At 71.6% G+C, this 26,948-nt stretch carries 31 protein-coding genes; 11 read left to right on the forward strand and 20 right to left on the reverse strand.

From position 1 onward, the window contains the following. The first annotated feature begins 1,033 nt into the window (after positions 1–1,033). Both ACFXAZ_RS34760 and ACFXAZ_RS34765 read left to right on the forward strand, forming a co-directional pair. Positions 1,034–1,591, forward strand: a complete 558-nt coding sequence (locus ACFXAZ_RS34760; RefSeq protein WP_351501213.1) for a replication/maintenance protein RepL — start codon at positions 1,034–1,036, stop codon at positions 1,589–1,591. Next, entirely contained in the window at positions 1,588–2,061 is a 474-nt protein-coding gene (locus ACFXAZ_RS34765) for a helix-turn-helix domain-containing protein (protein ID WP_351501211.1), read from the forward strand. The genes ACFXAZ_RS34760 and ACFXAZ_RS34765 overlap by 4 nt, the downstream gene beginning before the upstream one ends. A 328-nt stretch (positions 2,062–2,389) precedes the next feature. Here ACFXAZ_RS34765 and ACFXAZ_RS34770 read toward each other — a convergent pair whose 3' ends face one another. Then, positions 2,390–2,698, reverse strand: a complete 309-nt coding sequence (locus ACFXAZ_RS34770; RefSeq protein ID WP_384599470.1) for a hypothetical protein — start codon at positions 2,696–2,698, stop codon at positions 2,390–2,392. Positions 2,699–2,762: 64 nt separating this feature from the next. Here ACFXAZ_RS34770 and ACFXAZ_RS34775 point away from each other — a divergent pair, with 64 nt between their 5' ends. Continuing rightward, positions 2,763–3,260, forward strand: a complete 498-nt coding sequence (locus tag ACFXAZ_RS34775; RefSeq protein WP_384599473.1) for a hypothetical protein — start codon at positions 2,763–2,765, stop codon at positions 3,258–3,260. A gap of 297 nt (positions 3,261–3,557) precedes the next feature. After that, complete coding sequence (locus tag ACFXAZ_RS34780; RefSeq protein WP_384599476.1) at positions 3,558–4,067, forward strand: hypothetical protein; 510 nt, start codon at positions 3,558–3,560, stop codon at positions 4,065–4,067. Between the two features lie 110 nt (positions 4,068–4,177). Here ACFXAZ_RS34780 and ACFXAZ_RS34785 read toward each other — a convergent pair whose 3' ends face one another. The 12 genes from ACFXAZ_RS34785 to ACFXAZ_RS34840 all read right to left on the reverse strand — a co-directional run bounded on the left by ACFXAZ_RS34785 (position 4,178) and on the right by ACFXAZ_RS34840 (position 14,845). Then, positions 4,178–4,438: a hypothetical protein gene (locus ACFXAZ_RS34785; protein ID WP_351501203.1), complete on the reverse strand. Its 261-nt coding sequence runs from the start codon at positions 4,436–4,438 to the stop codon at positions 4,178–4,180. Beyond that, positions 4,435–4,740: a DUF6247 family protein gene (locus ACFXAZ_RS34790; protein WP_384599479.1), complete on the reverse strand. Its 306-nt coding sequence runs from the start codon at positions 4,738–4,740 to the stop codon at positions 4,435–4,437. The genes ACFXAZ_RS34785 and ACFXAZ_RS34790 overlap by 4 nt, the downstream gene beginning before the upstream one ends. An 85-nt stretch (positions 4,741–4,825) precedes the next feature. Continuing rightward, positions 4,826–5,407, reverse strand: coding sequence for a hypothetical protein (locus ACFXAZ_RS34795; RefSeq protein ID WP_384599482.1), 582 nt, complete (start codon positions 5,405–5,407; stop codon positions 4,826–4,828). A 132-nt stretch (positions 5,408–5,539) separates the two neighbouring features. Further along, positions 5,540–5,938: a hypothetical protein gene (locus ACFXAZ_RS34800; RefSeq protein ID WP_384599485.1), complete on the reverse strand. Its 399-nt coding sequence runs from the start codon at positions 5,936–5,938 to the stop codon at positions 5,540–5,542. Between the two features lie 52 nt (positions 5,939–5,990). Then, complete coding sequence (tpg, locus tag ACFXAZ_RS34805) at positions 5,991–6,548, reverse strand: telomere-protecting terminal protein Tpg (protein WP_351501197.1); 558 nt, start codon at positions 6,546–6,548, stop codon at positions 5,991–5,993. A gap of 3 nt (positions 6,549–6,551) precedes the next feature. Continuing rightward, complete coding sequence (tap, locus tag ACFXAZ_RS34810) at positions 6,552–8,738, reverse strand: telomere-associated protein Tap (RefSeq protein WP_384599487.1); 2,187 nt, start codon at positions 8,736–8,738, stop codon at positions 6,552–6,554. A 1,186-nt stretch (positions 8,739–9,924) separates the two neighbouring features. After that, on the reverse strand, positions 9,925–10,179 hold the full coding sequence (locus ACFXAZ_RS34815; RefSeq protein ID WP_384599490.1) for a hypothetical protein: 255 nt from the start codon (positions 10,177–10,179) through the stop codon (positions 9,925–9,927). Next, positions 10,176–10,520: a hypothetical protein gene (locus tag ACFXAZ_RS34820; protein ID WP_384599493.1), complete on the reverse strand. Its 345-nt coding sequence runs from the start codon at positions 10,518–10,520 to the stop codon at positions 10,176–10,178. Before ACFXAZ_RS34820 ends, ACFXAZ_RS34815 begins: the two co-directional genes overlap by 4 nt. Before the next feature lie 198 nt (positions 10,521–10,718). After that, positions 10,719–12,233, reverse strand: coding sequence for a hypothetical protein (locus ACFXAZ_RS34825; RefSeq protein WP_384599495.1), 1,515 nt, complete (start codon positions 12,231–12,233; stop codon positions 10,719–10,721). Between the two features lie 227 nt (positions 12,234–12,460). Then, positions 12,461–12,817: a hypothetical protein gene (locus tag ACFXAZ_RS34830; RefSeq protein WP_351501187.1), complete on the reverse strand. Its 357-nt coding sequence runs from the start codon at positions 12,815–12,817 to the stop codon at positions 12,461–12,463. Between the two features lie 140 nt (positions 12,818–12,957). Next, the gene (locus ACFXAZ_RS34835; protein WP_384599498.1) at positions 12,958–13,548 is read right to left on the reverse strand and encodes a GNAT family N-acetyltransferase; all 591 of its coding nucleotides are present in this window, start codon (positions 13,546–13,548) and stop codon (positions 12,958–12,960) included. A 10-nt stretch (positions 13,549–13,558) separates the two neighbouring features. Further along, positions 13,559–14,845 carry a hypothetical protein gene (locus tag ACFXAZ_RS34840; RefSeq protein WP_384599501.1) on the reverse strand — a complete coding sequence of 429 codons (1,287 nt, stop codon included), beginning with the start codon at positions 14,843–14,845 and terminating at the stop codon, positions 13,559–13,561. Positions 14,846–15,022: 177 nt separating this feature from the next. Between ACFXAZ_RS34840 and ACFXAZ_RS34845 the strand changes: the two genes are divergently transcribed. The 3 genes from ACFXAZ_RS34845 to ACFXAZ_RS34855 all read left to right on the forward strand — a co-directional run bounded on the left by ACFXAZ_RS34845 (position 15,023) and on the right by ACFXAZ_RS34855 (position 16,497). Continuing rightward, on the forward strand, positions 15,023–15,526 hold the full coding sequence (locus ACFXAZ_RS34845; protein ID WP_384599503.1) for a hypothetical protein: 504 nt from the start codon (positions 15,023–15,025) through the stop codon (positions 15,524–15,526). Continuing rightward, on the forward strand, positions 15,523–15,909 hold the full coding sequence (locus ACFXAZ_RS34850; protein WP_351501179.1) for a DUF6415 family natural product biosynthesis protein: 387 nt from the start codon (positions 15,523–15,525) through the stop codon (positions 15,907–15,909). Before ACFXAZ_RS34845 ends, ACFXAZ_RS34850 begins: the two co-directional genes overlap by 4 nt. A gap of 132 nt (positions 15,910–16,041) precedes the next feature. Next, positions 16,042–16,497, forward strand: a complete 456-nt coding sequence (locus ACFXAZ_RS34855) for a hypothetical protein (RefSeq protein WP_384599506.1) — start codon at positions 16,042–16,044, stop codon at positions 16,495–16,497. 7 nt (positions 16,498–16,504) lie between these two features. Here ACFXAZ_RS34855 and ACFXAZ_RS34860 read toward each other — a convergent pair whose 3' ends face one another. The 7 genes from ACFXAZ_RS34860 to ACFXAZ_RS34890 form a co-directional block, all read right to left on the reverse strand. Further along, the gene (locus tag ACFXAZ_RS34860; RefSeq protein ID WP_351501176.1) at positions 16,505–16,846 is read right to left on the reverse strand and encodes a hypothetical protein; all 342 of its coding nucleotides are present in this window, start codon (positions 16,844–16,846) and stop codon (positions 16,505–16,507) included. A gap of 137 nt (positions 16,847–16,983) precedes the next feature. After that, positions 16,984–17,697 (reverse strand): DciA family protein, encoded by a 714-nt coding sequence (locus ACFXAZ_RS34865; protein ID WP_384599509.1) that lies wholly within the window; start codon positions 17,695–17,697, stop codon positions 16,984–16,986. After that, positions 17,694–19,892 (reverse strand): hypothetical protein, encoded by a 2,199-nt coding sequence (locus ACFXAZ_RS34870; RefSeq protein ID WP_384599512.1) that lies wholly within the window; start codon positions 19,890–19,892, stop codon positions 17,694–17,696. The genes ACFXAZ_RS34865 and ACFXAZ_RS34870 overlap by 4 nt, the downstream gene beginning before the upstream one ends. Positions 19,893–20,933: 1,041 nt before the next feature. Further along, the gene (locus ACFXAZ_RS34875; RefSeq protein WP_351501169.1) at positions 20,934–21,401 is read right to left on the reverse strand and encodes a deaminase; all 468 of its coding nucleotides are present in this window, start codon (positions 21,399–21,401) and stop codon (positions 20,934–20,936) included. Next, positions 21,401–22,081, reverse strand: coding sequence for a RibD family protein (locus tag ACFXAZ_RS34880; protein WP_384599516.1), 681 nt, complete (start codon positions 22,079–22,081; stop codon positions 21,401–21,403). Before ACFXAZ_RS34880 ends, ACFXAZ_RS34875 begins: the two co-directional genes overlap by 1 nt. Before the next feature lie 4 nt (positions 22,082–22,085). Next, positions 22,086–23,519, reverse strand: coding sequence for a multiprotein-bridging factor 1 family protein (locus ACFXAZ_RS34885; protein ID WP_384599518.1), 1,434 nt, complete (start codon positions 23,517–23,519; stop codon positions 22,086–22,088). A gap of 122 nt (positions 23,520–23,641) precedes the next feature. Then, positions 23,642–24,961, reverse strand: a complete 1,320-nt coding sequence (locus tag ACFXAZ_RS34890; RefSeq protein ID WP_351501163.1) for a GNAT family N-acetyltransferase — start codon at positions 24,959–24,961, stop codon at positions 23,642–23,644. A 337-nt stretch (positions 24,962–25,298) separates the two neighbouring features. Between ACFXAZ_RS34890 and ACFXAZ_RS34895 the strand changes: the two genes are divergently transcribed. From ACFXAZ_RS34895 to ACFXAZ_RS34910, 4 genes are all read left to right on the forward strand, one after another. Beyond that, complete coding sequence (locus ACFXAZ_RS34895; protein WP_351501161.1) at positions 25,299–25,919, forward strand: hypothetical protein; 621 nt, start codon at positions 25,299–25,301, stop codon at positions 25,917–25,919. Positions 25,920–26,003: 84 nt separating this feature from the next. Next, positions 26,004–26,348, forward strand: a complete 345-nt coding sequence (locus tag ACFXAZ_RS34900; RefSeq protein WP_384599522.1) for a hypothetical protein — start codon at positions 26,004–26,006, stop codon at positions 26,346–26,348. A 61-nt stretch (positions 26,349–26,409) separates the two neighbouring features. Further along, a complete protein-coding gene (locus tag ACFXAZ_RS34905; RefSeq protein WP_384599525.1) occupies positions 26,410–26,538 on the forward strand; it encodes a hypothetical protein in 129 nt (42 codons plus the stop codon). A gap of 45 nt (positions 26,539–26,583) precedes the next feature. Then, positions 26,584–26,835 carry a hypothetical protein gene (locus ACFXAZ_RS34910; RefSeq protein WP_351501157.1) on the forward strand — a complete coding sequence of 84 codons (252 nt, stop codon included), beginning with the start codon at positions 26,584–26,586 and terminating at the stop codon, positions 26,833–26,835. Positions 26,836–26,948 lie beyond the last annotated feature (113 nt).

The raw sequence follows: 26,948 nt of genomic DNA on the forward strand, positions 1-26,948 counted from the left end.
ATTCCGTGAACGGAATTCCGGACGGAATGCAATTCGCGCAAGCGCGAATTGGAGGCGACCGCGCAAGCGCGATCACTCAGGCTGGCTACGAGGGGAGGTGCATCACGCGCGGGCTGTGTAGGGCCTGGGGTTCCTGCCCACCACCCCCGCAACGAGAGTGACGGACCGTCGGCTCGATCGGGTGCCGGCCTCACCGCAGTGACGGGCTCCGCTGCGCTCCACCCTAACCACTCCCGCACCCTCGAAACCGGCCGCTGACGTTCACCAATACCCCGCCAGCATAGATGCCAAGCCGCTGCTGTGTGACGGATTTCGGACATGTATCACCCGCGAGGGGGAACGCACACCCCGCGTGATGCATCACCGGTGCTGAGTGTGTAGCGTTTGGGTTCCAAACGCGCCACTCCTGGCCCCGTCCATAAGCTCACCTGCTGAATTTGATTCATGCGGACCGGAATGCCTCAGCCGTAGAACGGAAGCCCGATATGCGAATGCCGGAATTCGGCGTACGGAGGTACATAAGCCGTGCGGCCGCCAGGCCGTACGGCGGAGCCCACCACCAACACCGCCACTCCTCCGGGCTTTTGAGCGTCACGGTCGGCACCACCCGAGACTCAGAGCCGCTGGTGCCGCCTACGGTCCGCACCTGGTCCACGGAGCCGCACGCGAAGCCGCCTCAGCCCCGCCCGGGGGCCGACGGGCAGCAACTGGTCAGCCGCCGCTGGCGGATGGATCCGCGGCTTCCCGCGCCCGGTCGTCAGCTTCGCCGCTGCATGGATCGACTGGAGGGCGCAGCGCGGGTCGGCGGGGGCGCGCCTCTAAAGATCAGATAGGCGCAAGCCTCTGACCTGCGGAAACGCGGGAGATGTATGCAGCCTGGGTGAATGGATCACGCCCGAGGGGGGCGAGTTGTATGCACGTAGGTGACTAGATCGTTTCTGTCCAGGGACACGCCCGCAGCGTGCATAGATCTCCTGCATAACATCGCAGATCTGCTATGTTATGCAGCCTCAACGATCATGGAGGAGAGCCCGTGGCCCAGCCCTTGAGGCGCAGCGCGGAGGCGCCGACGACCACGCCGCGGCTGGCCTCTGCCCCGCTGCCCGCCGATGGCGTCAACGGCATGCAGACGGCGACGCAGCTGGTGAGCAGCCTGGAGAGGCTGGCCAAGCGGGGCGGGACCTTCACGACGAGGGACCCGGTCAAGCCGTATGTCTTCTACGGCAAGGGGCACCTGAGCATGTCCCAGGTGATCGAGGACAACCTGTGGAAGTTCGATCTGAGCGCGATGTCGCGCAACGTCCTGGACCACCTCAAGACGCATCACGACCAGCAGGGCCTGGTGGAGATGACCCAGAGCGGCCTGGCCAAGAAGTACGGCTGCTCGCAGTCGAAGATCTCCCGCGCCGTCAGCCAGCTGTGCCACCACAACTTCACGTGGAGGGAGCAGCGCGGGGTGTACCGCCTGAACCCGCTCTACGCTTACCGATGGGGCAGCGACAAGCAGCTGCGCCTGGTGAAGTCGCTGAAGAAGACCCTGGTCGATCACGAGATCACCATTCCGACTGTGAGGAACGAGGCCACGCGATGAGCTCCGCTTCCATCCCTGGTTTCCACAACCCGGAGATCTTCGAGGTCCTGCCGAACGCCTGCCTGTCCCCCACCGCCCGCGACGTCTTCGACGTGCTCACCTCCCGCCAGGAGCCGGGCGGCCTGGTCAAGATCCGCCAGCAGGAGCTCGCCGAGCGCCTCGGGCTGACCCAGTCGGTTGTCTCCCGGGCCATCAGCCAGCTGCGGGACAAGGGCATCATCAGCGAGCGGCAGCGCCGCGGCGAGGTCCTCATCCACCCCCTGCTGGCTGGCTACGAGTCGCTGAGCCACATGGTCAACCACCTCAAGGCCCCCGACACGTTCGTGTGGCCGCTGAACTTCCCGACCGGGGACATCCGCCCGCCGCGCGCCCGCGACGCTCGCATCGGGACAGGGTTCGACCCGGACCCCGACGGCGGCGAGGACGCCCCGCTGCCCGACGCACCGCCCTCCCTGCGCCTGGCCGGATGACCCGCGACACCTACCCGCCACCCCCACGGCGCCCACCCCACCGGGAGGGCGCCGTCGCCGTTCCCGGCCGCCGTGCCGCCGTGCCGCAGCACGGTGACCGGCCCGCCCGCCGTCCGACAGCGCGCTGCACCGCGTCGTGCTGCATGCAGCCGCTGCATAGATCTTTTGGCCTGCTGCACGAGCAGCACCCTTGTCCCGCCCGGCCCATGTAAATGCTGCGCTGCACCCCGAGCATGGCCGTGCTGCACCCGACCATCACCACCAGCAGCACGGAGCAGCAGCACCAGGAGCACGAGCAGCAGCCGGGCAGCAGCACTAGGAGCAGCGGCTACAGCACCGTCCCTGCCAAGGCCCGGCTGATGCCGAACTCCGCCCGGCAGTACGACTCCCAGCTGCTGTACCCCAGAGGGAGCCAGACGCGGGCGGCGTGCGCGTCGCGGACCCGGGCGGCGAGGACCGCCACGGAGCGCAGGACGTCGTCCATCGCGTCGCGCAGCCCGGCCGTCATCGCCCGGGCCCGGTCCGCGGTGAGCGCCGTCCGCGCCGGTTCGGCGCCGTGCTCCTGGTCCTCGCGCTGCTTGCCCACCCCTCCATCGTCCTCCGGCCCGGCGGGCGCCACCAGGGCGTGCGGGAGCACAGCCGCGGACGTCGGCTGGTGCCCGGTGCGGCACGCGGGCCGGTGCTTGGTCGTTGGGCCCGGTATGGAGCTGCCGGAGCGGGTCGAGGGGCTGTCGGACGCGGCGTGCGAGGTGTGGGAGGCCGTGACCGAGGGCGGGTGGTCGCCGTCGGCGGCGTCGGACACGCTGGCCACCGTGGACGTCCTGGTCGACGCGCTCGCCCGGCTCGGGCCGCAGTTCGCGGAAGCACTGACGCCCGCGCTCGCCGCGACCGCATCGGCCCGCGCCCTCCTGGCGAACTCGGAGGACAGCCGCCAGGTCCCCGGCCTCCGGGGCGCACCCCAGGCGGCGACGGGCCCGGCGTTCGCAGGGCGGCACACCGTTCCAGAATTCTGGATCAGCCGGAACATGATGGTGGCCGAGCAGCTGTGGTGGGGCGAGCAGGAAGGCCGGGGCGGACCGGTCGCGGACATGTTCGCCGCCCTGCCGCCCCGCGCCATGGAGGAGGCGGTCCTCCGGCGCCGGAACGGCGAGGTCTGGAACGAGGTGCTGGAGGACCTGACTCGCCGCCACTCGGGCTGATCGCGCCCGCCTCACAGGCTCACAGCCTCATAGGCCACCGCGTCTACCTGGGAAAACGGCCTGTGAGCCTCCTAGCCTCACAGCATGACACCGGGCACGGGGCGGGTCTGTCACGACCTGCCCGGCGCGACGGCGGGCGCGGGCCGGCCGCACGAGCCGACGGGAGCCAGGAGGCGGGAAGGAGCGGGAGCCGGCGCACGGACGGCGGAGGGTTGCGTGGCCCCGGCAGGCCCGGGTCGTTGAGCACCCGGCCGCCGACCGTGCCGCGGTCGCTGACCGTCGAGGGAACGAGAACCGATGCCGAACAGGCCGCCGTACGACCCGACCTACGGCTTCGACCACGCGACCCGGACGGTGCGCGTCCATCACCACGACCTGGCCCGGCTGCTGCTGATGTTCCGCTCGCTGATGCGCGAGTCGCAGAAGGCGGGCTCGTGGGAGCACATGCACGACTACGACCTGTCCTTCGAGCGCCTCGCGGACGCGGCCGACGCCGCTGCGGAGATCATCCACGGCAAGAAGTGGAAGGGTCCTGACCTGCGGATGCGCTGCACCACGACCGAGCCGGTGTACGAGTGGCCCGAGGGCGGCCCGTACGACGGGGAGGCGACATTCACCTGGAGGGTGCCGGGCTACGGCTCGCACGCCTCCGAGGACGACCAGGTCGAGCTGTACTCGAACACGGCGCTGTGCGGGTTCAGCTGGGCGAAGGACGACCGTCCGCGCCGGGTGGAGGGCCTGCCGGAGTGCCCGGAGTGCCGGCGCGAGGTGCAGCTCGGTGCCGACCGGCCCCGCGGCGCCTGGTGACAACCGCCGTTGCCACCAGGCGGCAACGGATGGATACGGCGGTGGCTACGATGCGCAGCGGCCCGGCCCCGGCAGTTGCGATGCCGGGGCCGGGCCGTTGTCACGGGGTGCTATCCGAGCCAGACGATGTTCAGGACCGTCAGGCTGTGCCGGGGCCGGTTGATCCAGAAGGTGACGGAGAGCTGGCCGACGGCCGCGTAGCGGACGTCCTCGCCTTCGTCGTCGCTGGTGTCGAACTGCCGGAAGCCCCATGGATCGGCGGCGGCCGCGGTGAGGATGTCCCACACGGTGTCCGCCGCGTACTCGGGCAGGGCGTCGAGGGCCTTGGCGGCCGGGGCGGAGACGCGGACCGCGTACGGCGGCGGGCTCACCGGCGCCGTACGCGGAGCTCCGCCAGGTCGACGGCGTCGCTGTCGTCGTAGCCGGAGGCGACGAACGCGTCGACGGCCGGGGCGTGCGCGATGCGGCCCTGCCAGTCCTGGACGACTTCATAGAGCCCGGCCAGGGAGAACGTGCGGCGGGATTCCTCGAGGGCGGCCGCCCACTCCCGCTCGAAGGCCGGCACCCAGCGGTCCGCGCGCTTGTCGGCGTGGAGCTGGGCAAGGAGTTCGGCCGGCGCCCCGGGCGCGGGGGCGAACGGCGGGATGGGGGCGTGGTCGGGCTGCGCGCTCATCTTGTCCTCTTGTCCTCCCGGCGGGTCCTCCCCTCACCGTACGCGCGCCGGGTGGCCGTGGATGCGGGCATGGGCGGATTCCCTTCTACCGGCGCAGGGTGCGGGCGACGGCTCGGGCGTGCCGGCGCATCGAGGGTTCCTGGCGGTCCCAGGTGGCGGCGAGGTGGTGGAGGAGCTCGGCCGTCGCCCGTTCTGAGTCGCTCGGGTCGCTGGCCAGCAGCCGGTCGGCGGCGTAGGCGATGTCGGCGGCCCCAGACGTCGACGGGGAGGCTGGCGAGGAGGCCGGCTCCTTCCCGTAGCCGGGGCGCGGGGCGACGGTCAGCTTCAGGGTGTACTCGTTGCCGGTGCGCGTTTGCGCGGTGATGGTGTCGAGGTTGAGCGGCCCGAACGACTCCTGGCCGAGTGCGGCGCGGACGAAGTGCGGGTGGTTGCCGATCGCGGCGGCGACGGCGTCCCAGGCGTAGGCCACGCGCTCAGCGTCGGGGACCGGCTCCGCGGTGGTCAGGGTCAGTTCGAAGCCGGTGCCGTCGGCGTCGCGGAACCAGACGGTCTCGTCGCCGGGTTCGACCGGGGCGACGAAGCTGATGTGCGGGCTGTCCAGCAGGGCGTCGGCGATGCGGGCGGTGTCGAGGAACGGGGCCTTGTCCTGGTTGGTGCCGGTGTCCATGGGCGGTCCTTGGGGAGTGTGGGTGGTTGTCGTGCTGGCCTGATCGTGCTTGCGTGAAGGGGCTGGGTCCCCGGCAGTTGCGATGCCGGGGACCCAGCCCCACTTTTTTCGGTGCGCGGCGCTGGCCGGGTGTCAGGCGGCCGGGGTGAGGGCCAGGGTGTAGTGGCGGCCGGTGGCGAGGTGGACCGTGAGGGTGTCGCCGTCGGCGGTGGCGGCCCGGTAGGCGGGGTCGGCCAGGAGCGCGGGGACGACCACGTCGCGCAGCACTTCGTGCGCGGGCCCTTCCACCGCGGTCGGGGCCGGGGCGCCGGTCGGGTTCTGGAACACCTCGCCGTCGGGGCCGGTCCGGAGGTCGAGCGCCCAGGTGCCCGCGGCCGTGGTGAAGACGATGTCGCCCTCCGGGCCGGAGTCGGTGACGCCGCTGGTGCCGGGGTGGGCTTCCAGGACGTCGGCCAGGCGCACGGCCTCCTCGTCCACCGCGCCCAGCGGGCTTTTGTCCAGGTCGATGAGCGAGACGTCGGAGTGGGTCATAGTCCAGCCTTTCTTCTCGGTAATTCCTTATGGGGTTAAACGATGGCCTCGGTTAGAAGGACACGTCCAGGTAGTCGATGTCGTTGATTTCGACGTCTGAGAGTCCCATGGCGCGGGCTCCGCCGTCCTGGAAATAGACTTCTTTGAATCCCTCGGCCACGATTTCCCGCATCGTCTGGTCGCTGGCCCCGTCCTGGCGGGCGTCGAAGAGGCGCTGTGCGTAGTGGGCGGGGAGGCGGACGGTGAGGCGGCGGAAGCGGCCGTCGTCGGTGGATCCGGCGGAGGACGTGTAGCCGAACCGGGCCCTGGTCTCGACCGTGATGCCGGTGGCGGCGGCCTGCTTGTGGCGGCGTTTGCGCACGCCGGGCTGCCAGCGGGACCGCACCGCGTCGTCGATCTTCGCGGCGACGTCGGCGCGGGCGTGCTTGCGGGCCCCGCGCCGGTAGCGGTTGACGGAGTCCGCGGTGACCCCGATCTCCGCCGCCACCGCCTTCGCGGATCCGTACTGCTTGAGGAGGTAGCCGATCTGGCCCTTCAACGTCTTGGGCGGCTCCTTGGTGAACGCCTCCCGGTCGGCGCGCTCGATGGCGTCGTCGATCTCTCCGGCCACGGCTCATTCTCCTTCGTCGAGGACGGCGTCGCCGCCCTTGATGTGGCGGGCGGGGTTCAGTCCCTGCTCCATGAGGTCGACCGCCCAGGACATCTCCTGGACGCCCTCCAGCTTCGCCAGGCCCGGGGTGGGGCCGAGACGGAACCCGCCCGGCTGCGGCTTGCCGGAGGCGGCGTAGGGGAGGAAGTCCAGCGGACTGGCGCCCGGGGAGGGGTAGACGACGCAGTCGGAGAGCACGGCGAGCGGGAACAGCCCGGTCATCCGGGACATGTTCAGCAGCTTGCGGTGCATGTTGACTCGGGCCTTGGAGATCACGGCGGCGCGGATGTCCGGGCGCCAGGTCGGCCGCATCATGGCCGGCCACGGCTCGCCCTCCCTGTAGCCCTTGCCCTGCGGATTCTCGAACAGCTTCCCGATGCCGCCCTTGACCGTGCTCTTGATCGCGGTGAGGACGGCGGCCATCGCCGGGTCCACCTGCTTGTGCCGCTCCATCGCGGCGAGGAACTCGGTGTCGGTGAGGTCCTTGGTGACGCCGAGGTCGGCGAGGGTGTCGACGTAGGCGTTCTTGAGGCGGTCGTGCCACGGGTCGAGGTACGCGCCGGTCTCGCGGCGCAGGTACGCCTCGATCGGGGCGACGTTGTGGCCGAGCTCCTGGGCGTAGGCGACGGTGTGCGTCTGGTACCAGGCCGGGCCCGTCGGCCGGGTGCCGTCCGGGGTGAACGGCGAGGGCAGGCGCGGATCCAGCTCGATGCCGGACAGGTCCACCAGCCACGAGCCCGGGATCTTCGGATTGAACTTCGGGCCGACGAAGTGGTCCGGGGCCGACAGGCCGACCGTCAGCCTCGCGGCGGCCGCGAGGAACGCGGTGTTCAGGTCCAAGCCCACCGCGAAGGGCAGTAGGCACTCCTCATCGGTGAGCGTGTCCACCGACCGCACCCACTGGTACGCCTCCTCGCGGAGGAAGCCGCCCTTCCACCCGGAGTGGTAGATCGCGGGGTGCTCGGGCTGGCCCTCCGGCGGCGCCGGGTCCATCGGCTCAGTCCCCAAGCTGCCGGGGTTCGGCCCGCTCACCCAGTTCCCGGTCTCCTCATCGCGCACGGGCCGGGTCGGCGGGCGCAGCGCGGTCATCAGCTCCAAGCCGGACACCGCGGTCGAGCCGCGCGGGGTGATGACCCGCTGGGCGTAGACGCCGAGGACGCGGGCGATGTCGGCCGGCTCCATCCCGGCGACGCCGGGCCAGGCGCGGGAGTCGAGCGCGTCCCACGGCAGGACCGCCAGCTGCACGCACTGCCGCTCGCGGCCCTGGGCCTTGCGGTAGATCCGCGCCCAGGGGCCGAATCCGCGCTGGGTGAGCTGCCAGCGCGCCTTCAACACCTGCTTGACGACCGGGTGGTCCTCTTCCAGACGCAGACCCCGCCGGTCCTCCAGGCGCTCGGGCAGCCCCAGCTTCACCGCGGCCGCCGCGGTGAGGACGATGAGCGGGTCGGCGTCCTTGCCGTACCGGTGCAGCTTCGGCGCGCCGAGGCCGGACTCGGCGAGGGTCCACTCCACCAGCTCGACCACCGTGGTCGCCGGGCAGTCCAGCACCAGGCCGTCGACGCCGTACGCGGAGCCGTCGCCGTCGAGGACGGCGAGCGGACCGTGAGGGAACCGCGGATCGGCGGCCGGGCGCGCGGCGGCCTTCTTCGCCGGGCGCCGGGACGACGTCGCCGGACGGGCGGGACGCTCGGGCGCCGGCTTCACCGCAACACCGATGTCGGGCTCGGTCTCGTCCTCCTCAACGGTGGGCACGCGGGTGAACGTCTGCGGCACCTCGGGCCGTGACGGCAGCGAGTTCAGGGCCGCCGCGCGTTCCGGCGACATCCGCGCGGGCCCCTCCTCCGTCTGGGCGCTCTGCTTCTGATCCCGGGCCCACCGGCCCAGCGGAACGTCCGGCCCGGGGGCCGGGTACTTCGCCGCCCACCCCTTCAGCAGCCGCTGGTACGCCTCCAGGCGCGGCGACTTCGGCTCGCTCCTGCCGTTCTCGTAGTTCTTCACCGTCTGCACGGTCGACTTCAGCGCGGCCGCGAGGCGGGCCTGGGTGATACCAGCAGCCTCACGGAGGCGGGCGCGCTCCGCCGGGGGCGGGAGCTGAGGCTCCTCCTCCAGCAACGCGTCGATGTTCGCGAACAGCTCTTCCTCGGATGCCATGTGCGGTCTCCTCTCGCGCTTCACCCTAGCACGATTTACCCTAGCTTTTAGCTTGTTTTTTAACCCGCCCGGACTTTCTCGGGGGGTGGGGGTGGACATGCAAGAAGGCCGCCCGGCGGATGCCGGACGGCCTTCAGAGGCGTCTCAACCCTGGGTGTGTGGCCTGCCCCTTCCGGGAGCTACCAGGGACGAATCCAGGGTCTTCGTCACCCAGTGTACCCATCTGGACACTGTCCCGCCGAGAGTCGCCGCTCACAGCTCACAGGAGCCAGCCGAAGCGCTTCCACCTGCGGAAACGCCGTGTGAGGCACCTAGGTGCAGCCAGTCGTCACAGGCTGCTGCGGGACGCCGCGCGGCACACGGTCGTTGCTCCGAGCTGCCCGATTCGGCTCTCGCATTGGCCGAGATGTCTGTCTGCGGGTTGTCAGCCGCGGGGTGGAAGGGCTCGCATGAGTGCGAGTCCGTCGATGAGTCTGCCGTCCTGGCTCATCAAGTGGGCCGTCTGGTCGCCACGCTCCCACTCCGCCTGGACTGCCTCGAGTTGCTGAGGGGAGATCGCCACGCCAGGCGTCGGAGTGGTGATGACCGCGTACGGGATGCGGGTGCGGCGCCCTGGGGCGGCCTGCACTACCACCACGACTCCCCTCTGATTCGCGGCGAGGGGCTCGGAGCCGAACGCACGGTGATCGAGCTCGCCAGGCAGGGCCTCGCGTACGCGAACCGAGGCGCCCGGGTGCCGGTCGAACCACACCCGATCGGCTTCGGCTGCCCGATGTCCCACCGCCACGTTCCTGCGCGACGGGCCACCGGCCGCGGCTGCTTCCTCCCCCAAGCCGTAGACGCTGCGGCCCTCCCACACAGGGGTGGCCCGATTCTGGTTCTTCTTCTTTTTCCTCTTACGGCTGACTGCCACGTCACCACTTCCCTTCCCCGGACCCGCGCCAGGCCCGTCCAGCTGCTCAACGAGACGGGCGGGGTGTGTGCGGTGGGCCAAGCGGGGGAAGCAACCCGCCTCACCTCGTGGCCGAGCGCGCGGAAGCCCCGGACGAGGGCGTCGGACTTGGCGAGGCAGTCGCCGCGCCCCAGCACCGCCAGCCCGGCGGCCGTGTGCGCGCCGTCCGTCGCGACGGAACCACCCGCCCGAACAGCCGCACACGGGCGCGCCGTGTGTCCTCGTCGTCCAGAGTCAGGGCCAACCGAGGAGCCAGACGACCCGGACCTCAACCTGAGCGTTGATGACGCGGTATCCGATGGTCACCCCGGCGGAGGCCACGGCGAGCTTCCGCAGCGCGTCCGGCCCGCTGCCCTCCGGTGTTCCGACCGCGAGTGGGGTGGTGGACAGTGGTCCGCGCAGCGTCTCGTGGACCGCGCGGCGCCGCTCCGGGACGAGGCCGGCCAGGGCGCGCTGGGCCTGGGGGGCCAGGACGACCTTGTACGTCATGCCGCCGCTCCCCCGTTCCGGCGTTCGTAGGTGTCGGGGTCGTAGTCGGCCATGACGACGTCGAGCGGGACGGCGTTGTCGATCCCGGCCTCGTCGTCGGCGACGGCCTGGGCGATGTCGGGGTGGACCTTCGCCATCCACTCGACCCGGTAGGCGCTGATCACATCCCGCACCGCGCGCAGCGGCTCGGCACCGTCCTGGTGGAACGGCGCGGCGTCCAGCTCGGCGACGAATGCGGCCAGCACGTCGGGCCAGGGGGCAAGAGCGGTCTTCAGCTCGCCGAGGCTCTGCGGGCCCTCGTCCGGGGCAAGCTCGTACGGTGAGCGGGTCGGATTGCTCATCTCGTTTCCTTCCGGGTCGGCGGCGGGCATCCGCTCAGTGTCCCCCTCGGACCACCGGGGACTGGCGTCCGTCACCCCATCGGATGACGGGCGGTCACCCCGGTTGCGGTTCCGCAGTCGCAGCGGCCGGGGCGCGGGCGCGGGCAAGCCGATGGGGGCGGCCCCCGTACCGGGGCCGCCCCCATCGAGTTCGCCGGTTCACCGGGTGCGTGGTGGCGTCATCCGGGCGTGGAGCAGGGTGCTGCGGGTGAGTTCGGTGCCCTGCTGGTGGTCCTCGTTGAACAGCGCGACCAGGCCCTTGGGCGCGTTCCAGTGCTCGCGCAGGTCGGGGACAGCCTTGAGGTCGTCCAGGAGCAGGTTGATGACGGTGGCGGCCTCGCTGGGTCGGTCGCCGTATCCGTCGCCCCACCACAGGTGCTCGGACGGTGTGCAGGGGGCGGGGTGGAGGTGGCCGTCGCTGGTGGTGACCCACACGGTGTGGTGCAGGACGACCGAGGCGAGTTCGGCGTCTCCGGCCGGGAGGGACAGCGGGGCGTAGAACCGCCAGAGCTGCTTGCCGTCGTGGTCGGCGGTGCGCAGGACGGGCATGTCGGTGAGCGGGTCGATGAAGAACGCGTCCGCCTTCTTGCCCTGGGCGAGGACGGCGTGGGCGGCGGTCGGGTCGCACAGGGTGAGCCGGCGGGCCCACCGCTCGCTGACTGTGCCGGGGCGCACCGGCACCTCGGTGAGCGCGCCGAAGGGGAGCAGAGCCGGTTGGCGGCCGACGGCGACCTCGATCGCCGCGACGGCGTCGGGGTGGGTGCTGAGGGCGAGCTGGTGCCAGCCGGCCGCGAGGACCTGGCGGTCGCCGTCGGAGCGCAGGGGGTGGTGGCCGGTGTCGGGGACGGCCGCGATGACGACAGGGTTGCGCCGCTCGCCGTGACCTTCCCTGCCGAAGATCTCGTTGTCGTGCAGGGCGGCGTCGACCCGGTCGTTGCGGATGTCGTTGGCCATGTCCGTCGCGGCCAGGTGCGAGGTGACGTCGAAGGCGTCGTTGCCCACGACGCGCCGCAGGATCTTCTCCCTGTCGCTGGCCGGCACCTCCACGACGGCCGCGGGGGCGCCGGGCTCCCAGGCCCGGATCAGGTGCGGCAGGCGCAGCAGTTCGGGCCACCAGGGCAGGTCGTGCCCGGCCAGGGTCGCGACGTTGCCCCAGTCGGCCTCGTACTCGATGCCCGGGTGTGCGGTGTCGGCCGCGACCAGCGCCGGTCCGCGGAAGCTCATGTCCCCGTACAGGGCGCAGACGGTGACCACGTTGTCCGGGTTGCCGCCGCCGGCGATCTCGGTGGCAACGTCGGTTGCGGCCCTGCGGTCGTCGCAGTGCACGACCCTGATCGTGCCCAGGGCGGTGTGCCAATCCTGCGCCGGGCCGCGCACCGTGTCCTTGTACCCGGCCCACCGGCCGGACGGCAGTTCCTCGGGGAGCGGGCGCAGCAGCACGGCGCCGCGGCGGGCGAACTCCGGCGTCTGAGCCGCCCACCGGTAGACCTGGAACCCGTCCCAGACCTCCTCGGGCTCCTTCCTGGCACCGAACCCGGCGAACGGATCGTGCGGCGGCTCGGTCGGCTGCGGGAAGTCGTCGTACTTCCGCACCAGCCGCCACAGCCCGAAGGAATTGACGCCCAGCAGCCGCTGAACCTCCGCCCCGGACAGATAGCTGTCACTCACACCCATACCGCTGCTCCTCACGTCCTGGGGCCGCTTCGTCCCCAGGACAGATCATGGGACGCACCGGGAGGCGACGGTCGGAAAGCGGCTTTCCTGCCTGATTCCCCCCTCTCCATTGGCCGGGAAAGCACCCTCGCACCTCCCCTTCACGCGGGCCCGCCCTGCGATGCCCCCGCACGGCCGGACCGGGGCCGCCGTCCCGGCCTCCCCCACCGCCCGGGGCGAAGGCGTCGTCAGCGGCGCTCGGGGACGGCGTAGAACAAGGGCTCCAGACCACTGGTCCTGGCCTTCACCTGACCGGCCGCGACGAGATCCCACATGCCGCGCCGTACCTCTTCCTCGCTCACTTCCATCCCCTGGTCGACAAGCCACTGGGCGATCCGTTCGGCGGTCTTCGCCCGGGTCTCCTTGCCCTGGAGGTAGGCGAGAGCCGGCTTGTGCCAGTCCGGGAAGCCACGTCCTCGCGGCGAACCGGGGCCCGCCGGGCCGAAGGTGTCGGCCAGGTGGAGCAGGGCGGCGATGATGCCCCGGGTGTCGCTGCTGCGCGTTGTCTCGAAGACCTCGATCGCCTCGCTGCGGAAATCAGCCATGTCCCCGTTTTCTCTGCGTAGTTGTTCGGTCACGGCAGGCTAGAGCCTGCGGACGGTGTGCGCCAGGGCCCCGCATCCCGTCGCAACAGCAGGTCAGGGAGCACAACCTCTGGGCGGGAGCCGAGCACTCCGGGCCGTGATCACGGGCCGTGCTGCTGGGCGGGGTTGGGGGTGACGCGGAGCAGGAGGAGGTCGAACTCGGGGCCGTGGGGGGTGTTGCGGTAGGGGCCCGCGTAGGCGTAGCCGAGGCGGGTGTAGAGGTCGTGGCCGCGCTGGTTGGAGGGGAGGGCGAGGAGGGAGGACCAGGCGGGGGCGATGGCGGTGAGGAGTGCGGTGTGGAGGCGGGTGCCGATGCCGCGGGACTGCCAGGGGCGCCGGACGGCCAGTTCGCACAGTCCCATGAGGCGTTCGGTGCGGGCGCCTTCGGGGACCTGGTCGAGGAGGCCGGGGCCGAACCAGTACGCGGCGGTGCAGGGGAAGGCGTATCCGAAGCCGACGGCGGTGCCGTCGGTGTAGGCGGTGGCGAGGGTGAAGCCGGGGTGTTTGAGGTGGCCGGTGATCTGGCGGTGGAGGGCGGGGACGGAGAGCCCGGCGGTGGCGGCGTCGGGGTTGTCGAGGAGTTCGGGGTGGGCGTCGGCCCAGATGTCGGCGAGGGTGTCGAGCAGGGGCGGGACCTGGCCCGGGCCGTAGGTGCGGATCACCACGTCGGTGGGGTGGGGCGGGGTGGTCACCGTCTTCTCCTCATCTGGCGCCGGCGGTGGTGCGGTACTCCTCCAGCCAGTCGGCGACCGCCGGGACGGCGGCGTGCCGCTGGAGGGCGCTCTCGACGTTGCGCAGCTGCTGGAGCAGCCGGTCGGAGCGCACCTCGGGGAGGTAGGTGAGGAGTCGTCCGGCTGCCTCGGCCGCGGCTTCGGGTTCGGGACGGTCCCTCACGGCATGTTGGACGGCGATGTCGGCGGTGTACAGGGCGCGGTTGCGGGCGAAGGCGGTTCCGTGGAGGAGGACGGCCTGTTCTACTCCGGCGGCGGCGCGCTCGTGCTGGCCGAGGTCAGCGCGGGCGAGGGCTTCGAGTCCGGCGAGTTCGGCGGGGGTGAAGAACTCCAGCCATCCCGGGTCGGCGTCGGCCGGACCCTCGGCGTAGAGGCGGTGCGCAGTCACGACGGCCTGGTCCGTGGCCGGGGCGTCGCCGAGGAGGGCCCAGCCGCCGGCCTCCCGCAGGGTGAACAGGGCTCGCATCCGCGGGGAGCCGTGGGTGCGGACGGCGTGCTGGGCGGCCTGGGCGGCCGTGACGGCTTCCCGGGGGCGGCCGGAGGCGCGGGCGAGGAGGGAGAGGCAGCCGAAGGCGTGTCCTTCCAGGGCCCGGTCGTCGGCGAGCCGGGCGGCGGCCAGGGCCTCGGCGTACAGGGTGCGGGCGTCGGCGGGGCGGCCGGAGTCGTAGGAGAGCCATCCGGCGGCGATGGCAAGGTGACCGGTGGCCGAACGCAGCCGCCGTCCGGTCTCGTCGGTGAGGGCGCCGTCCTTAAGCCACTGGTAGGCGGTGTGCAGGGCGCGGGCCGCGTCGCGGCGCAGGGCGGCGGAGCCGTGGTCGTGATCGTGGGCGTAGATCGTGGTGACCGCATGGTCGAGGGCCCGTACCTCGACCGTCCCGATCCGCCCCGGGACTCCCCTCTGGGGAAGGAGAGCGAGGGCGGGACCGTCCTCGGCGGCCGGGCCATCGTCCCGGTGGTCTGCGGTGTCCTTCGGTTCGCGGACGGCCGGCGGGGCGCCAGTGCCGGGCAGGTGGAAACCGAGGGCTTCCGGGGCCCGGCCGCCGGTCAGCCGGGTGAGGATGCGGCGGTAGACCGCCCGGGGGAGCTGAACCTCGCCGTCCTCCCAGGCCGCCACCAGCCGGGAGGTGCAGCCGACGGTCTCGCCCATCTCCGCGCCGGTGGTGACGATGAGGCGGGCGAACTCCTGGCGGGACATCTGGAACTCCCTCTCGCGCACAGCGCGCAGCTGAGGGTTGGGGACGCGAGGGCGGTCGGCCATGTCCGGCTCCGTACGGCATCCGCGAGGGGACGGGAAGAGGGGGCGACCGTATCGCTCCCGCCCCTTGGCTGTGCCCGGTCTTGGCCGTACTTCACCCTGTCCGGGGCAGACTTGCATCGTTCTCGCATCGGCGGGACATCGCACTCGCCACCGCGCTGCTGGTTGCGTAGGAGCGGCATGTCCACCGATCCGGAGATCACCATGGCGAATGGTTCCGCCTCGTCCCGGCCGCCCGGCATCACGGCCTGGCACCGGCTCGCCGACCCCACCCCGCAGCGACTCGCGCTGTGGGCGCGGGGTGAGGACCGCACACGGTGGGAGGCGTGCGGACGGGACTGGGACGCCGTCGCCGTCCACCCGATGGCGAACGGGCTCGACGTCCTGGACGCCATGGGACTCCACCTGGACGACGGCTACCCGGTGCTCGGGGACCGCATCGGCGACGTGCTCTACGTCCTAGTCCCGCCCGGCACCGCGCACACGGCCGCCGGCCTCCCCGGCGTACGGGTACTCGGCGCGGGCCACCAGCTGCTGATGCCCACCACCGGCCACGGCACCGCAGCCGCGCACTGGATCAGCCCACCGCCCGAGGCCCAGCCAGACTTCGTTCCGTCCGGCCGGTTCACCGCCCGTCTCCGTGCCGCGTCCGCCCCCGACCACGAGAAAGCCGCCACCTCATGACGTACACCGTCCTGCACGACCCCGACGGCCTGATCGAAGCGACACTGCCGCTCGACCGCGCGCCCTACGAATGCCTGGTGACCGCAGTCCTGGCCTGGCCGGACACCGGCGCTCTCCTCGAACGGGACGCCGAGCAGATTGCCCTCCAGCTCACCGGGCACGCCCACGCGGTCGCCGCCGACGTCAAACGCCGCGCCGCCGCCCTGCCCCGGGACGACGGGCGAGGGGCCCTCGCCGACGTCGTCCTCGCCGCAGCCCGCGAAAGCCTGGCCACGCCGCCGGACGGCACGGTACGCGACGTCCAGGACCGGGCCCGGACCGTACGGGAGCTGTACGGCCGCCTCGACCGGCTGCTCGACGCCCACCCGGCAGACATCCGATAGAGCGATGTTCGGACCTTGAGCGTGGAGAGAACAGGGTGGCCCCTGTCCGCATGGCCCTTCTGGGCGATCGGCGGACCGGGCGGTGTGCGGCCGGTACGGTGCCGGGTGAGACGTCGACGGCAGGGGGAGAGTGTGGCGAAGGTTCGAGACCGTGGCGAGGTGCTGGGCTTCGGGGTGCCGGCCGCGCTCTTCCTGGCCGGGGTCGCCTATCTCGGGATCACCAACGGCCACCGGTTCATCGCCAACGACTTCTTCGCGCTCATGTACTGCCTGGCCGGCGTCGGCTTCGCGGCGGTCCCGCTGCTGTCGTGGCGCCGGGGCGGAGGCCGGTACGCCGACCCGGGCTTCGTACGCTCGGCGTGGTTCCCGTGGCTGTTCACGACCATGCAGGGCGTCGCCTACAGCTCCCCACGCAGCGACGCGAACGTCTTCCTGCTGGTCTTCGGCTGGGGCATGTTCATCTACGCCGGGATGGTCGCCCTGTACTTCCTCGCCCGCGCGCTCTGGGGCACCGACGACGAGACCGGCGAGCCCGTGCCCGACGAGGCAGCCCGGCCGGATCTCCGCGAGCCGAAGGCCGGCGCCTGAGCTCTGCTCAGTCCGCCGCCCGGCGTTCGTCGTCCAGGTGGGCCATGGCGTAGCCGTGTTCGTCGGGATGACGGGCCAGGCGGGCCATCACCCACGCGGTCCGGGCATCCATCCCCTCGCCGAACTCGGCGGCCAGGCGCCGCGCCTGCCATGTCGTGCGCGGGGCGAGCACCCACCGCGTGAGCGGGAACCGGACCCGGCCAACGCCACGTCTCGTCCGGCCTGCCCCGTCAGGGGAGTCCTCGTCAGGGAAGTCGGGAGTGATCGGGTCGGGCACGATCGCGAGTGTGGCGACGGCCACCGCGATCGAAGCGGCGATCAGGCCCGAGATCACCGAAACGGACGGCACCGCAGGACCTCGGTTGACGACCCTTCGCGCAACCGCACCGCCCGCCACAAGCCACTGACCACCGGCGTTCCAGCGCCTGGTCCGGCCGGTACGTGTGAGAAGCCCAGCCTGCCGATGGGGTCGGCGGGGTCCGGGCTTCAGGGGATGTGGGTCAGTGGCTGTTGAAGAACCGTTGTCTGGGCGGCGGCCTCCGTGAACGCCTCCTCCGGCTCGCGACGACGGACGAGAGCCCGGTTCTGGCGTTCCGCGGCGGCGCGGATGCGCAGGTCCATGTCGTTGTCGCGGACGCGACGGTGCTCGTGGTGCGCGGCGAGCGCACGGTGGTAGCCGGCCGACGCGGTCTCGCGGGTACGCGGCGGCCCCGTAGGTGCCGGTGCCCGGACCGGCTCCGGGTCGGCGGCCGTCACGGCGACGGCGGTGACCGGGCCGGGGGCGAGCACACGGACCGTGCGCACCGCCTGCTTGCCCGCCGCGAGGTTGGCGGTGGCAATGATCCGGGCCGTCTCCATGCGGGCCTTCGTCGCCCAGGCCGCGGAGTCCGGGCGCAGCGTCAGCTCGCCGGTGTCCGGCTCGTACCCGACCGCCGCGACGTGCCCGACGAGGTCGGGGGCGATGACCGCCCACCGCTCCCGCAGCGCGCCGCCGGCGGCCGGGAGCGCCCAGGCCCGCTCGGTGACCAGTGCGCCGATCGCCGCCCCGAGGCCCATCGGCTCGCGCCCGTCGCGCCGCACCGCTGTACCGGTCCGCGGCTTCCTCTTCGCCTTCGGGCCGCTGCCGTTCTTCCGGGCCTGCTCCATCGCGGCCCGCAGCGCGACCCGGGCCAGGTCGACCCCGGACACCTCCCCGCTCACGCCTGCCCCCAGGTGGTGTGGAGGGCCAGGTGCCGGGTGCCCGAAAGGCGCTGCGCTTCGTCGACCAACCGGTTGCTGAACAGGCGCCTTGCCGACGGTTCGCCGTACTGGTCGATGTGGTCGAAGACGACGGTGTGGTCCTTCATCGCGCGCACCCGCCAGTCGCGGACCTGCTCGCGGGTCAGGTCCTCGAGGACGAGCTCCTGGTCCTGGTCGACGTCGTCGACGTCCGGGGTGGGCGCGGCGGCCGGACGGGGCGCGGGCAGGACGACGACCGGGGCCGCCGGCGCGGCCGGGACGACGTCCTCGGGTTGCGCGGCCGCCGCGGCTTCGGCGCGGGCCTGAGCTGCGGCGGCCTTCCGGGCGCGGTGCTGCTCCCACTCGTATGCCTTCGCCCACGCCCTGGCCGTCACGTCCTGGTGCAGCTGCTGCTCGGTCGCGGCCCGCCGCTCCGTCTCGGAGGCGCCGGGCATCGCGGCGTCGACGGCGGCCGCGACCGCACGGCGCTGGTCGCGGCGGTCGGCCTGCTTCTCCGCGCAGCGCGGGCAGTCCTGGCCGGAGTCGAGCAGCACGCGGTCGTCGCACCGCACGTCGCCGCACTGCTGACGCTGGGGCAGGGCCAGGCCGATCAGCCAGCCCACCGGGTCCGAGATCGGCTTGCCCAACCGCATCTGGGTCTCCAGGTGCCGGGCGAGCCGGTCGGCGAGGACCTGCGGAGCGTCCGTACGGCCGGCGAACCCGACCACCCGCTCCAGCTCGCTACGGACGGCGGCTTCCACCAGGCGGCGGGCGGCGGGACGCTCCAGGCGCGCCCAGACCAGGTCGACCGGAGCCAGGACGGCCCGCAGATCGAGCGGCGGCAGAGCCACCCTCCCTCGCTGCTGCCCGCGCTGACCTCCGCCGTCCACGACCCGCACCGGAGCACCGGCCACCGGCCCGCGGCCGCCGTTCCCGACCTTGCCGACCGGGGACTTCTCCTGCTGTTCCCCGCGCAGCGGGCCGCCGTCCTCGCGCACGCACGCGCGGTCCGGCAGATCACCGGACCCACCACGGCCTTCGCCGGAAAAGCCACCAGAGAGAGCGGGGGGAGAGACGGGAGTAACCAGGTGAGGGTGGTCAGTGTGAAGGGCTGCCGCAACGTCGGGGTCTGCAACATCCGCAACATCCGTCACCGGCACGCCGTTGACCTGCGACTCTTCGGGCAGCTCGGGCGCCTCACCAGCCCCTGCCGCAATGTCGGGGTCTGAAAATTCGGGCTCCGGGGTCTGCGCGAGGTCCTCCTGGACGTCGTCGGCGACCGTACGGCCGTGCGCGGCGGCGACCGCCGGGACCATCAGCCGCGACCGGTTCCGCAGGCCCGAGCCCGTCTTCAGACGCACCCGCAGCACCAGCTCCTGGTCCTCCAGGCGCTCCAGCACCCGCTCGCCCGCCGACGCGGTGCACCCGAGCAGCCGGGCCACCGTCGCCGCCGCGCGGCCGCGCTTGGTGTCCACGGTCCCGCCGCACTGCCGCACCCGCCCGTTCTCCCGGGCCTCCAGCACCAGCAGCAGCAGCGCGAGGCGGTCGGTTGCCGCGCCGCGGCCGGTACGCGTACCGATCAGCCCGGCCGGAGTGACCCGGCCGTCCCGGTGCGTCCAGCCTGGACCCATCACGGCCTCCAACAGCCGCCACAGCGTCGCGAACTCCTTCTTCTCCAGCGCCAGCGGATGCCCGACCACGTCCTGCGCCGCCCACAGCGGCAGCACCCGGCACTCCAGACCGTCGTCCTGACCGAACTCGCCCTCCGCCGTCTCCACCGAGACCACGCCCGAGCGGCGCAGCACCGGCAGCACCTCGGAGGCCGTGTACGACGCGGACGCCCCGATCCACCGGCCCAGCTCGGAGGTACGGATCTCCACCACACCGGTCTCCGACGGCGTCCGCGACGCCAGCACCAGCACCGCCAGGCGCACCGCGTCCGACGCCCCGGCCAGGCCGGCCGTGTCCAGCAGCATCCGCACCGCGCCACCCAGACGGGCGCGCGCGTCCGACCCGAGCGACAGCGGATGACCCGCCGCCCGCTCCGGGACCGGCCCGGCCGGGACGGACCGCAGCCGACGCCGCGAGCTCCCGCCCGGCGGGACGCCGACGGAGTTGTCGACGACGTCCCAGAAGTCGTGGTCCACCGCGGCGGCCAACGCCGCGCCCGCGCTCACAGGGACATCCCCGAGGTCAGGCGGTCAGCCGACCGAGCGTAAACGGTGTGACAGTTGGGGGGTGTGATGTATGTCACATTCCCGCCAGGGGGGACACCACAACCTGCGGTAATCACCCCAGAGGGGGTACTGACCTGGTCGTGGTCGACCTGACAAGACCTGCGGTGCTCGTGCACTATGGCGATACCAGCCTTCATATGGATCAACGCGGACGGCCCCCTGGCAGGGGCTCGACTCGATGGCTCGTGTGATGGGCGAAGGCCAGCGGCGGATCTCCTTCCTCTCGGTGGTTTTCGAACTGGTGTTTCGAAGCCCTTGGCGGGGCCTCGGAACGGTCAAGCCACTTCGGTGGTGAAGCGGCACTTCGGTGTTGCGGCGGTACTTCGGTACTGCGACCGCGAAGCCCCTTGGCGGGGGCCCGCGGGCACTGCTGGACCTGGAAGGCCCTTGTGGTCCTGGCTAGGGACCGGTTTTGCAAATGGCCCTGATAAGGGGCCGGGACAAAATGAGCGGCTTGATAAGCCGCGGCTCAGGACCGGCTGGAACCGGGATCTGAGCGGACCGCTCTGGTGGCTAGAGCCAGGCGGTAGACGGGCCGCGCGGGGCCGAAGGGGATGGCTAGTCCACTTCTTCTTGGCGCGCGCGGCCGATGGCCGGCTAGGTCATCCCAACCCCCTGAATCCGGAGGCTGGCGTCAGCATGCCCAGGCGCGTACCTGATGGCGTGATCGCGATAAAGGAACGGCGTAGCTGCGCGTGGAGTTCCGCAGACGCGGGTACTCTTCATCTCGCGATCACCTCCTTTCCAGGTGTCGCCCAACGAGGCGTTGCCCCGTTCGAGGCCCCGTGGACCATGCCCGGTCCCGGGGTTCTCGTCGTTGTGGATCACGTCTGAGATCACCCTAACCCCCTGTGATGACACAGACGGGGGTCGAAAACGCATCCAGCCCGAGAAGTCGCGAATGCCCGAGGAATCGCGCGCCTTTGCCGGAGAACTCGTTGCCGGGGTGGGTTACCCAGTGGGTAGGTCGCTGAGTTCGCATCAGGTCAACCCGTCCAGGTGCGCGTTGACCTGCTTCGCGGCCGCCGCCAGTTCGTGCAGCTCCACGACCACGACCCCTGCCTCCATCAGCTGCTCGTAGCCGACGCAGTCGTCGACGAACAGCGACGGCTCCCGCCACGCGATGACCACCCGCGGAATCCCCGCGCCCAAGATGCGCTGCGCGCACGGCGTACGCGGCGAGTGCCGCTGGGAGCAGGGCTCCAGCGTGCTGTAGATCGTCGCCCCGGCAAGGCGCGGGTCCCCCGCGGACAGTTTCCCGAGCGCGGCCTCTTCCGCGTGCTCGTGCGGATCGGCCTCCCGGGAGTAGCCGGCCGCGATCTCGACGCCGTCCGCGTCGATGATGAGCGCGCCGACCGAGTAGGCACCCGCGGCTGGCGGGCACATCTCCGCAAGGCGGATCGCGCGCCGCATCCACTGCATGTCCTGCCACCGGTCGGGCGCGTACATCAGGCGCGCCCCTTCGGGGCGTAGCGGACGAGGACGACGTCCTCGATCGCGCGGACCTCGAGGACCTGCATCCGCGCGGTCGACCCGCCCGGGTAGTCGGCGGCCCCGAGGAACCTGGCGGCCTCCGGTTGACCGACCAGCAGCGGCGCGATGGCGAGATGGACTTCGTCGGCGAGGTCCTGAGCCATGAGCTGGGTGTGGATCGTGCCGCCACCCTCCACCATCAGCTGCCGGACACCGCGGCGCCCGAGCTCATCGAGGACCAGGCCCCAGTCGAGGTCCGGCCCGACGCTGACGACGTCGGCGAGGTCCCCGAGCGTCGCGCGGACCTTCTCCACCGCGCTGTCCACGGTGATCACGAGCTTCTGGCCGCCGTGGTGCCAGAATTTCAGGTCGGCGGAGAGGTCACCGCTCGCGGTGACGGTGACCTTGAGGGGGTACTCCGACTTGCAGTCGGCGATGCGCTGAGCACGGCGTTCGTCGCTGTTGACCAGCAGGCGCGGGTTGTCCCGGCGCATGGTGTTCGCGCCGATCAGGATCGCGTCGGACTCCGCGCGGACCTGGTCGACGCGGTCGAAGTCCGGGGCGTTGGACAGGCGCAGCCGCTCGGGGCTGGTGTCGTCCAGGTAGCCGTCGACCGACATGGCGGCGGACAGCACGACGTACGGGCGGGCAGTCATCTGCTCAGGCTTCCGTTTCTGTCTCTTGGGCGAGGGTGGAGTCGAAGGCGCCGCGGAACTCGGCCACGGGGGCCTCGCGCTGCCAGGGGATCAGGGCCGTGTCGAGCCGGGCGAGCTCGTTGGTGATCCGGCCGGAGCCGGTGTCGGCCGCGACGGTCAGCGCGTGCATGCCCACCGTCGCGGCCCGCTCCGGATCGCGGGCGCCGGCCAGGGCCACGGCCTGCCGCGCCATGTAGACGCCGCGGTCGCGGTGGTAGTCGCCGGGCATCAGCCGGATGGCGTCGGCGAAGGCATCGGCCGCCTCGCCGTGCTTGCCGAGGGCCTCCAGGCCCTGCGCGCGGTGCACCTCCACGTACGAGGCGTTCAGCCACACGCCCCACGGGGTGGGATCGGAGCCGATGCCGTCCAAGGCGTTACGCACGGAGTCGATGGCCCGCTCGCTGCCGTCGGCGTCACCGCGAAGAGCGTGTCCGTACGCCTCGTAGGTGCGGGCGACGGCGGCGAGCCGGCTGCGGGGCCGGGCCATGCGCTGGGCGGCCTCCGCCAGGTCGACGACTTCGACCAAGTCGGCTGTATCACCGGCCAGTTGAGCCTTGCGGGCCATGACGTAGGTGGTCAGGTCGGTGTCGCCGACCGTGTACGACCACTGCATGGCCCTGTCGAGCCAGTACGACGCGGCGTCCGGGTTGCCCAGGTCCTGGTGGAGCCAGGACAGGAACTCCCCGTACTGCGTCTGGAGCTCCATCAGGTCGCGCCGGTCGGCGCCCTTCGCCTCCCGGCGCAGCTCCTGGATGACGTCGATGTAGTCGCGCGTCGCCTTGAGGGCGTGGCGCGGCCCGAGCAGGTTGTCGCCGTCGATCAGCAGACGGCGGGTGCGCCGCAGGTGCTCCACCGGTGTCGAGCCGTACGCCGACGCGGCCCGCGCCCTGCGGACCAGGCTCGGCACGCCGTCCGAATCCGCGGCCGCCGGCGAACCGGCGCCGACCGCCGCAGCGGCTCCCAACCCCACGCCCGCGCGCAGCAGTGCACGCCGTTCCAGAGCCACCCAGACCACCGACCCATCACGTAGACGACACGGGACCGAGATCCCCTCACCGTCCGACGCTGCCTGGTCCGCTGCGGCCAACGCCAGGTCCACCGCCGACTTGGCCACATGAACGGGCGGATTGGCCACATGGCCACGCTCGTCACCGATCCGCTCCCACAGGCGCAGCAGCATCCCGCTGGCACCCAGGGCACCGTCCAGGAGTGCCGCCTGGTTACGGTCGGCCATGCGCTCCGCTCGCTCGAATCGCCCCAGGTGAGCGTGGTCGATGCGGGCCCGCTTCGCGAGCTCCCGGAGGCTGAGGCCCCGCGAATTCCGCAGCTCGCGCAGCTGGTAACCCCAGTTATGCAAGGGCGACACCCAGGGCGTCAGCTCCCTTGGCTTCTGCGCCATCCCCGCCCCAATCCTGTGGCTGATGTGGCCAGCTGATCCGGCCACATGTCAGATGTGGAACTGATCGGTCCCGGGGGCTAGAACCGAAGCAACGGTTTCGAGCCCAGCCAAGGGGGTGTTGCTCAGTGAGTGCTGTCGGGCAGTTCGGTCTTCAGTTCAGGGCCTGTTCCGCGGCTGTAGTTGGCGGCACGCTGGAACAGGGCGCCGCTGCTGCGCTCTGCGGCGTCAACGGTTCTGACGTGCACGAATCCACGGTCGCTGTAGTACCGCTGAAGGTCGTCGTTGGTGCGCCACGCGTCCAGGCGCAGCAGCTGCTTGCCCTGCCGGAGCGCTTCCTTTCCCGCCCAGTCGAGCATGGCCGAGCCAAGGTCCATGCCCGCGACGTCGCGACGCACGACCATGCGGTGCACGTAGAGGGCAGGGTCGCCGGCCTCGGCGGCGGACCAGAAGTCGGGGTCGGCGTGCTCATCGACGGTGATGGTCGCGACCGGCGCCCCGTCCGCTTCGACGATCCAGCACTCGCCGGCCGCGATGTTGGCTTCGATGCGTTCCTTGCGGGGCGGGTACTGCCACTGGTCGATGCCTCGTCCGTTGAGCCACGTGGCGGCGTGTTCCCACAGGTCGATGACCGTGCGCAGGTCTGTGCCGACGGCGGGACGGATCGTCATGGCCTCCTCCACCTTGGGCCGACTGCGCTCGTAGGTGATGACGTGCCGGTCGCCGGGCAGGACGTTGAGCACCACGCGGACGGGCTTTCCGTCCTGCGTGAAGCCGGTGCACAGGTGGACCGCGACGGGTGTTCCGGGACCGAGCTGCAGCCGGTCGGCCTCTTCGGGTGTCGGCATGCGGACGTGCAGCTCGTCGAGGGCGCGCACCTGCTCGTGCCCGAGCTCCGTCAGAACGACGTTCGCGCCGCGCGCGATGTCGTCCGGGTTCATGATCTCGCTGTTCTGAACCAGGGAGAGAGGGAAGTGGCTGTCGTTCGTGTTGTACGGGATGCCGTCCACGAAGCGGACGCGCCGCCGGACAACGACCAGCTCGCCCTCGCGCATCTGAAGGCGCTCGCGGACATGCCGCGACGGGGTCTCCACCTTGACCTCGATGTGCTGGCTGGCCTCCCGGCCTTCCTCGGACATCTGGGTCAGGAACTGGTCCATCTCCGGCGACAGTGGACGCTTGCGGAACTCGCCCTGCGGCCGGTACACCATCGGCCGCCGACTGCGGACGAAGTACCCGCGAGGGCGGTCGCTGATGATGAGACCTTCGTTGACCAGGACTTTCAGACCCTGTACGGCGGTCGAGCGGGTGGTGTCCCACTCGGAAGCGATGTCTGCTTCGGTCGGCAGTCGGTCACCCGGGCCCAAGGTCCCGTCGGTGATCTGAGCGCGGAGTTTGTCCGCGATGCGTTGGTAGAGGGCCCGTGCCCTGCCGCTGACTGCCATAGGAGATGTCTACATGCCCGCGAATGACTAGTCAATGTAGGCATCGGGCTTGACCTGGCGTCGCGCACCGTGCATGCTTCATTGCGTCGGGCATTGAGTAGTCAATCTAAGTCGACTACCTGAAGCCCGTTTGACCAGCACTACCGCAGTAGTCGCCACCTCGGTGGCCCCGGAGTTTCAGAGGCAGTTCTAACTCCTCCGGGTCCGTGACTTCTGCGTGCACGTCGCAGCGCAGATGCGCTGTCTGTCAGTCAGGACGCCGGTTCGCTGAGCGTCCTGACGGGCGGAGAGAGCACCCGCGACGCATCCCTGTCACTCCGTACGTGAGGAGTTCCCCATGCCCACAGCACTCCGCGAAGTCGAGACCACCGCTCGCGAGCGGCGCCGCCGGACCCGCACTCGGGCCGTCAGCAGCCTCGATACCCTGTCCGTCTCCAGCCTCAAGCCGCACGAGTACGACCTCCGCCCCACCTGCCTGTCGCTGGTCTGTCCGAGCTGCCGGACCTGGGTTCCGATCCACGTGGCCGCGACCTCGAAGGCGAAGGCGAAGCTGGTTGCGCACCACATGGACAAGGCCGGCACCGAGAACCCGCGACGCTGCCTCGGCAGCCACCGCACGGTCGTCCTGGACGTGAAGGTCGCCCGTTGGGCACAGACCTTGGAGGAAGGGGTCTCCGAGACCAACGGCGTCCGATCGAACCGCGTCACGCGCAAGCCGAAGACCGCGGTCACCCCGGCCGTCGGCCAGCTCGCCGCGCAGAAGCGTGCCGGGATGCCGGAGGACGAGTCGGGCGACGGCCGGCCGTTGTGGCTGCTGCGCGAGATGAAGTGGATCTCGACCGAGCCGTCGGTCCGCGACACCGACACCCGCCGCGCTGAGCAGCCTGCCGGTGACGCGCCGCTGAGTGCGCCGCCGGTCCCGCTCCGGACGCTCCGCCCCGAGCGCCGCGCGAGCTGACCAACCCTCCGTACCGCACCACGGCCCCCGGGAGATCGCTCCCGGGGGCTGCTTCCGCATGCCCTGTTACCCGAGGAGATCCTGATGCGTACCACTCTGACCAGCCTCTACTCCCGCTACTCCGCCCGGCTCGCCGCCGCCGCGGCCGAGCAGCTCGCCGAGATGGCCGCCGACCCGGTACGCGACGCGGACGACGTCACCCAGGACGTGTGGCTGGCCGCCGCGCAGCTGCGGGTGCTGCCCGAGCCGGAGTTCGCGTGGCCGGTCCTCACCAGGCTGCTCGACCAGGCGCTCGGACACCTGGAGACCTCCCGGGGCCGGGAACTCCCCTCCGGGATGGAGCCGTCCGCGGTTCGGGGTCTCTCGCCCGCTCCGCTGGAGCCGCTCCCGTCGGCGGCGGTGTGGGCGTCGACCGCGACGGCGGCCTGAGCTGCTCGGTGACGATCGACCACGGCCGTCCCCACTCCGATCTCCCGGGGTGGGGACGGCCGTGGCTGCTCGTACGGCAGTCGGCTCGAATCCGCAGAACACAAGGAAGAGGAGGAGCGCCGTGCGCTTCATCTACTTGCTCGGCATGGCCACCCCGCTCATCGTGATCGCCGCGCTGCTGGTCCGCTGACCCGTCCGAGTGCCCATCACCCGTTCGCCGTCCAGGAGGAACACGATGACTGACCAGCCCTCTGACCTGCCCACCATGACCGGCCCCGAGGCGTACTCCCGCGCGGTCGAGCACGCCAACCGTGCAGCCGCGTACGCGGAGGGCGGCTCGTCTGCCTCCGCCCAGACCCACGCTGCCGTGGCGCAGGCGTACGCCGCGATCGCCAAGGCCGAGGCCGCCGCCCGCGCCGGTGCTCCCGGCCGGGCCGTGATCCCCGCGGGCGGCTGGGCCGCCCACACCCACCCGGACAGCCACTGACCCGGACGATCGACCACGGCCGCCCCCACCCCGCGACACCGGGTGGGGGCGGCCGGGGCGGCTAGTACGGCAGTCAGAACAAAAAGAGACGGCCCCCGGGGGTAGAGGCCCCG

The sequence above is a fragment of the Streptomyces sp. NPDC059477 genome, assembly GCF_042749375.1.
Lineage (GTDB): Bacteria > Actinomycetota > Actinomycetes > Streptomycetales > Streptomycetaceae > Streptomyces.

Excerpts from the sequence above, each read along its gene's own strand:
- ACFXAZ_RS34880 (WP_384599516.1), bottom strand. The coding sequence starts at position 22,081 with ATGACTGCCCGCCCGTACGTCGTGCTGTCCGCCGCCATGTCGGTCGAC.
- ACFXAZ_RS34895 (WP_351501161.1), top strand. The coding sequence starts at position 25,299 with ATGCCCACAGCACTCCGCGAAGTCGAGACCACCGCTCGCGAGCGGCGC.
- ACFXAZ_RS34780 (WP_384599476.1), top strand. The coding sequence starts at position 3,558 with ATGCCGAACAGGCCGCCGTACGACCCGACCTACGGCTTCGACCACGCG.
- ACFXAZ_RS34820 (WP_384599493.1), bottom strand. The coding sequence starts at position 10,520 with ATGAGCAATCCGACCCGCTCACCGTACGAGCTTGCCCCGGACGAGGGC.
- ACFXAZ_RS34885 (WP_384599518.1), bottom strand. The coding sequence starts at position 23,519 with ATGGCGCAGAAGCCAAGGGAGCTGACGCCCTGGGTGTCGCCCTTGCAT.
- ACFXAZ_RS34845 (WP_384599503.1), top strand. The coding sequence starts at position 15,023 with ATGTCCACCGATCCGGAGATCACCATGGCGAATGGTTCCGCCTCGTCC.
- ACFXAZ_RS34765 (WP_351501211.1), top strand. The coding sequence starts at position 1,588 with ATGAGCTCCGCTTCCATCCCTGGTTTCCACAACCCGGAGATCTTCGAG.
- ACFXAZ_RS34900 (WP_384599522.1), top strand. The coding sequence starts at position 26,004 with ATGCGTACCACTCTGACCAGCCTCTACTCCCGCTACTCCGCCCGGCTC.
- ACFXAZ_RS34815 (WP_384599490.1), bottom strand. The coding sequence starts at position 10,179 with ATGACGTACAAGGTCGTCCTGGCCCCCCAGGCCCAGCGCGCCCTGGCC.
- ACFXAZ_RS34850 (WP_351501179.1), top strand. The coding sequence starts at position 15,523 with ATGACGTACACCGTCCTGCACGACCCCGACGGCCTGATCGAAGCGACA.
- ACFXAZ_RS34875 (WP_351501169.1), bottom strand. The coding sequence starts at position 21,401 with ATGTACGCGCCCGACCGGTGGCAGGACATGCAGTGGATGCGGCGCGCG.
- ACFXAZ_RS34775 (WP_384599473.1), top strand. The coding sequence starts at position 2,763 with ATGGAGCTGCCGGAGCGGGTCGAGGGGCTGTCGGACGCGGCGTGCGAG.
- ACFXAZ_RS34840 (WP_384599501.1), bottom strand. The coding sequence starts at position 14,845 with ATGGCCGACCGCCCTCGCGTCCCCAACCCTCAGCTGCGCGCTGTGCGC.
- ACFXAZ_RS34830 (WP_351501187.1), bottom strand. The coding sequence starts at position 12,817 with ATGGCTGATTTCCGCAGCGAGGCGATCGAGGTCTTCGAGACAACGCGC.
- tap (WP_384599487.1), bottom strand. The coding sequence starts at position 8,738 with ATGGCATCCGAGGAAGAGCTGTTCGCGAACATCGACGCGTTGCTGGAG.
- ACFXAZ_RS34795 (WP_384599482.1), bottom strand. The coding sequence starts at position 5,407 with ATGGACACCGGCACCAACCAGGACAAGGCCCCGTTCCTCGACACCGCC.
- ACFXAZ_RS34800 (WP_384599485.1), bottom strand. The coding sequence starts at position 5,938 with ATGACCCACTCCGACGTCTCGCTCATCGACCTGGACAAAAGCCCGCTG.
- ACFXAZ_RS34910 (WP_351501157.1), top strand. The coding sequence starts at position 26,584 with ATGACTGACCAGCCCTCTGACCTGCCCACCATGACCGGCCCCGAGGCG.
- ACFXAZ_RS34825 (WP_384599495.1), bottom strand. The coding sequence starts at position 12,233 with ATGGGTGTGAGTGACAGCTATCTGTCCGGGGCGGAGGTTCAGCGGCTG.
- ACFXAZ_RS34890 (WP_351501163.1), bottom strand. The coding sequence starts at position 24,961 with ATGGCAGTCAGCGGCAGGGCACGGGCCCTCTACCAACGCATCGCGGAC.
- ACFXAZ_RS34790 (WP_384599479.1), bottom strand. The coding sequence starts at position 4,740 with ATGAGCGCGCAGCCCGACCACGCCCCCATCCCGCCGTTCGCCCCCGCG.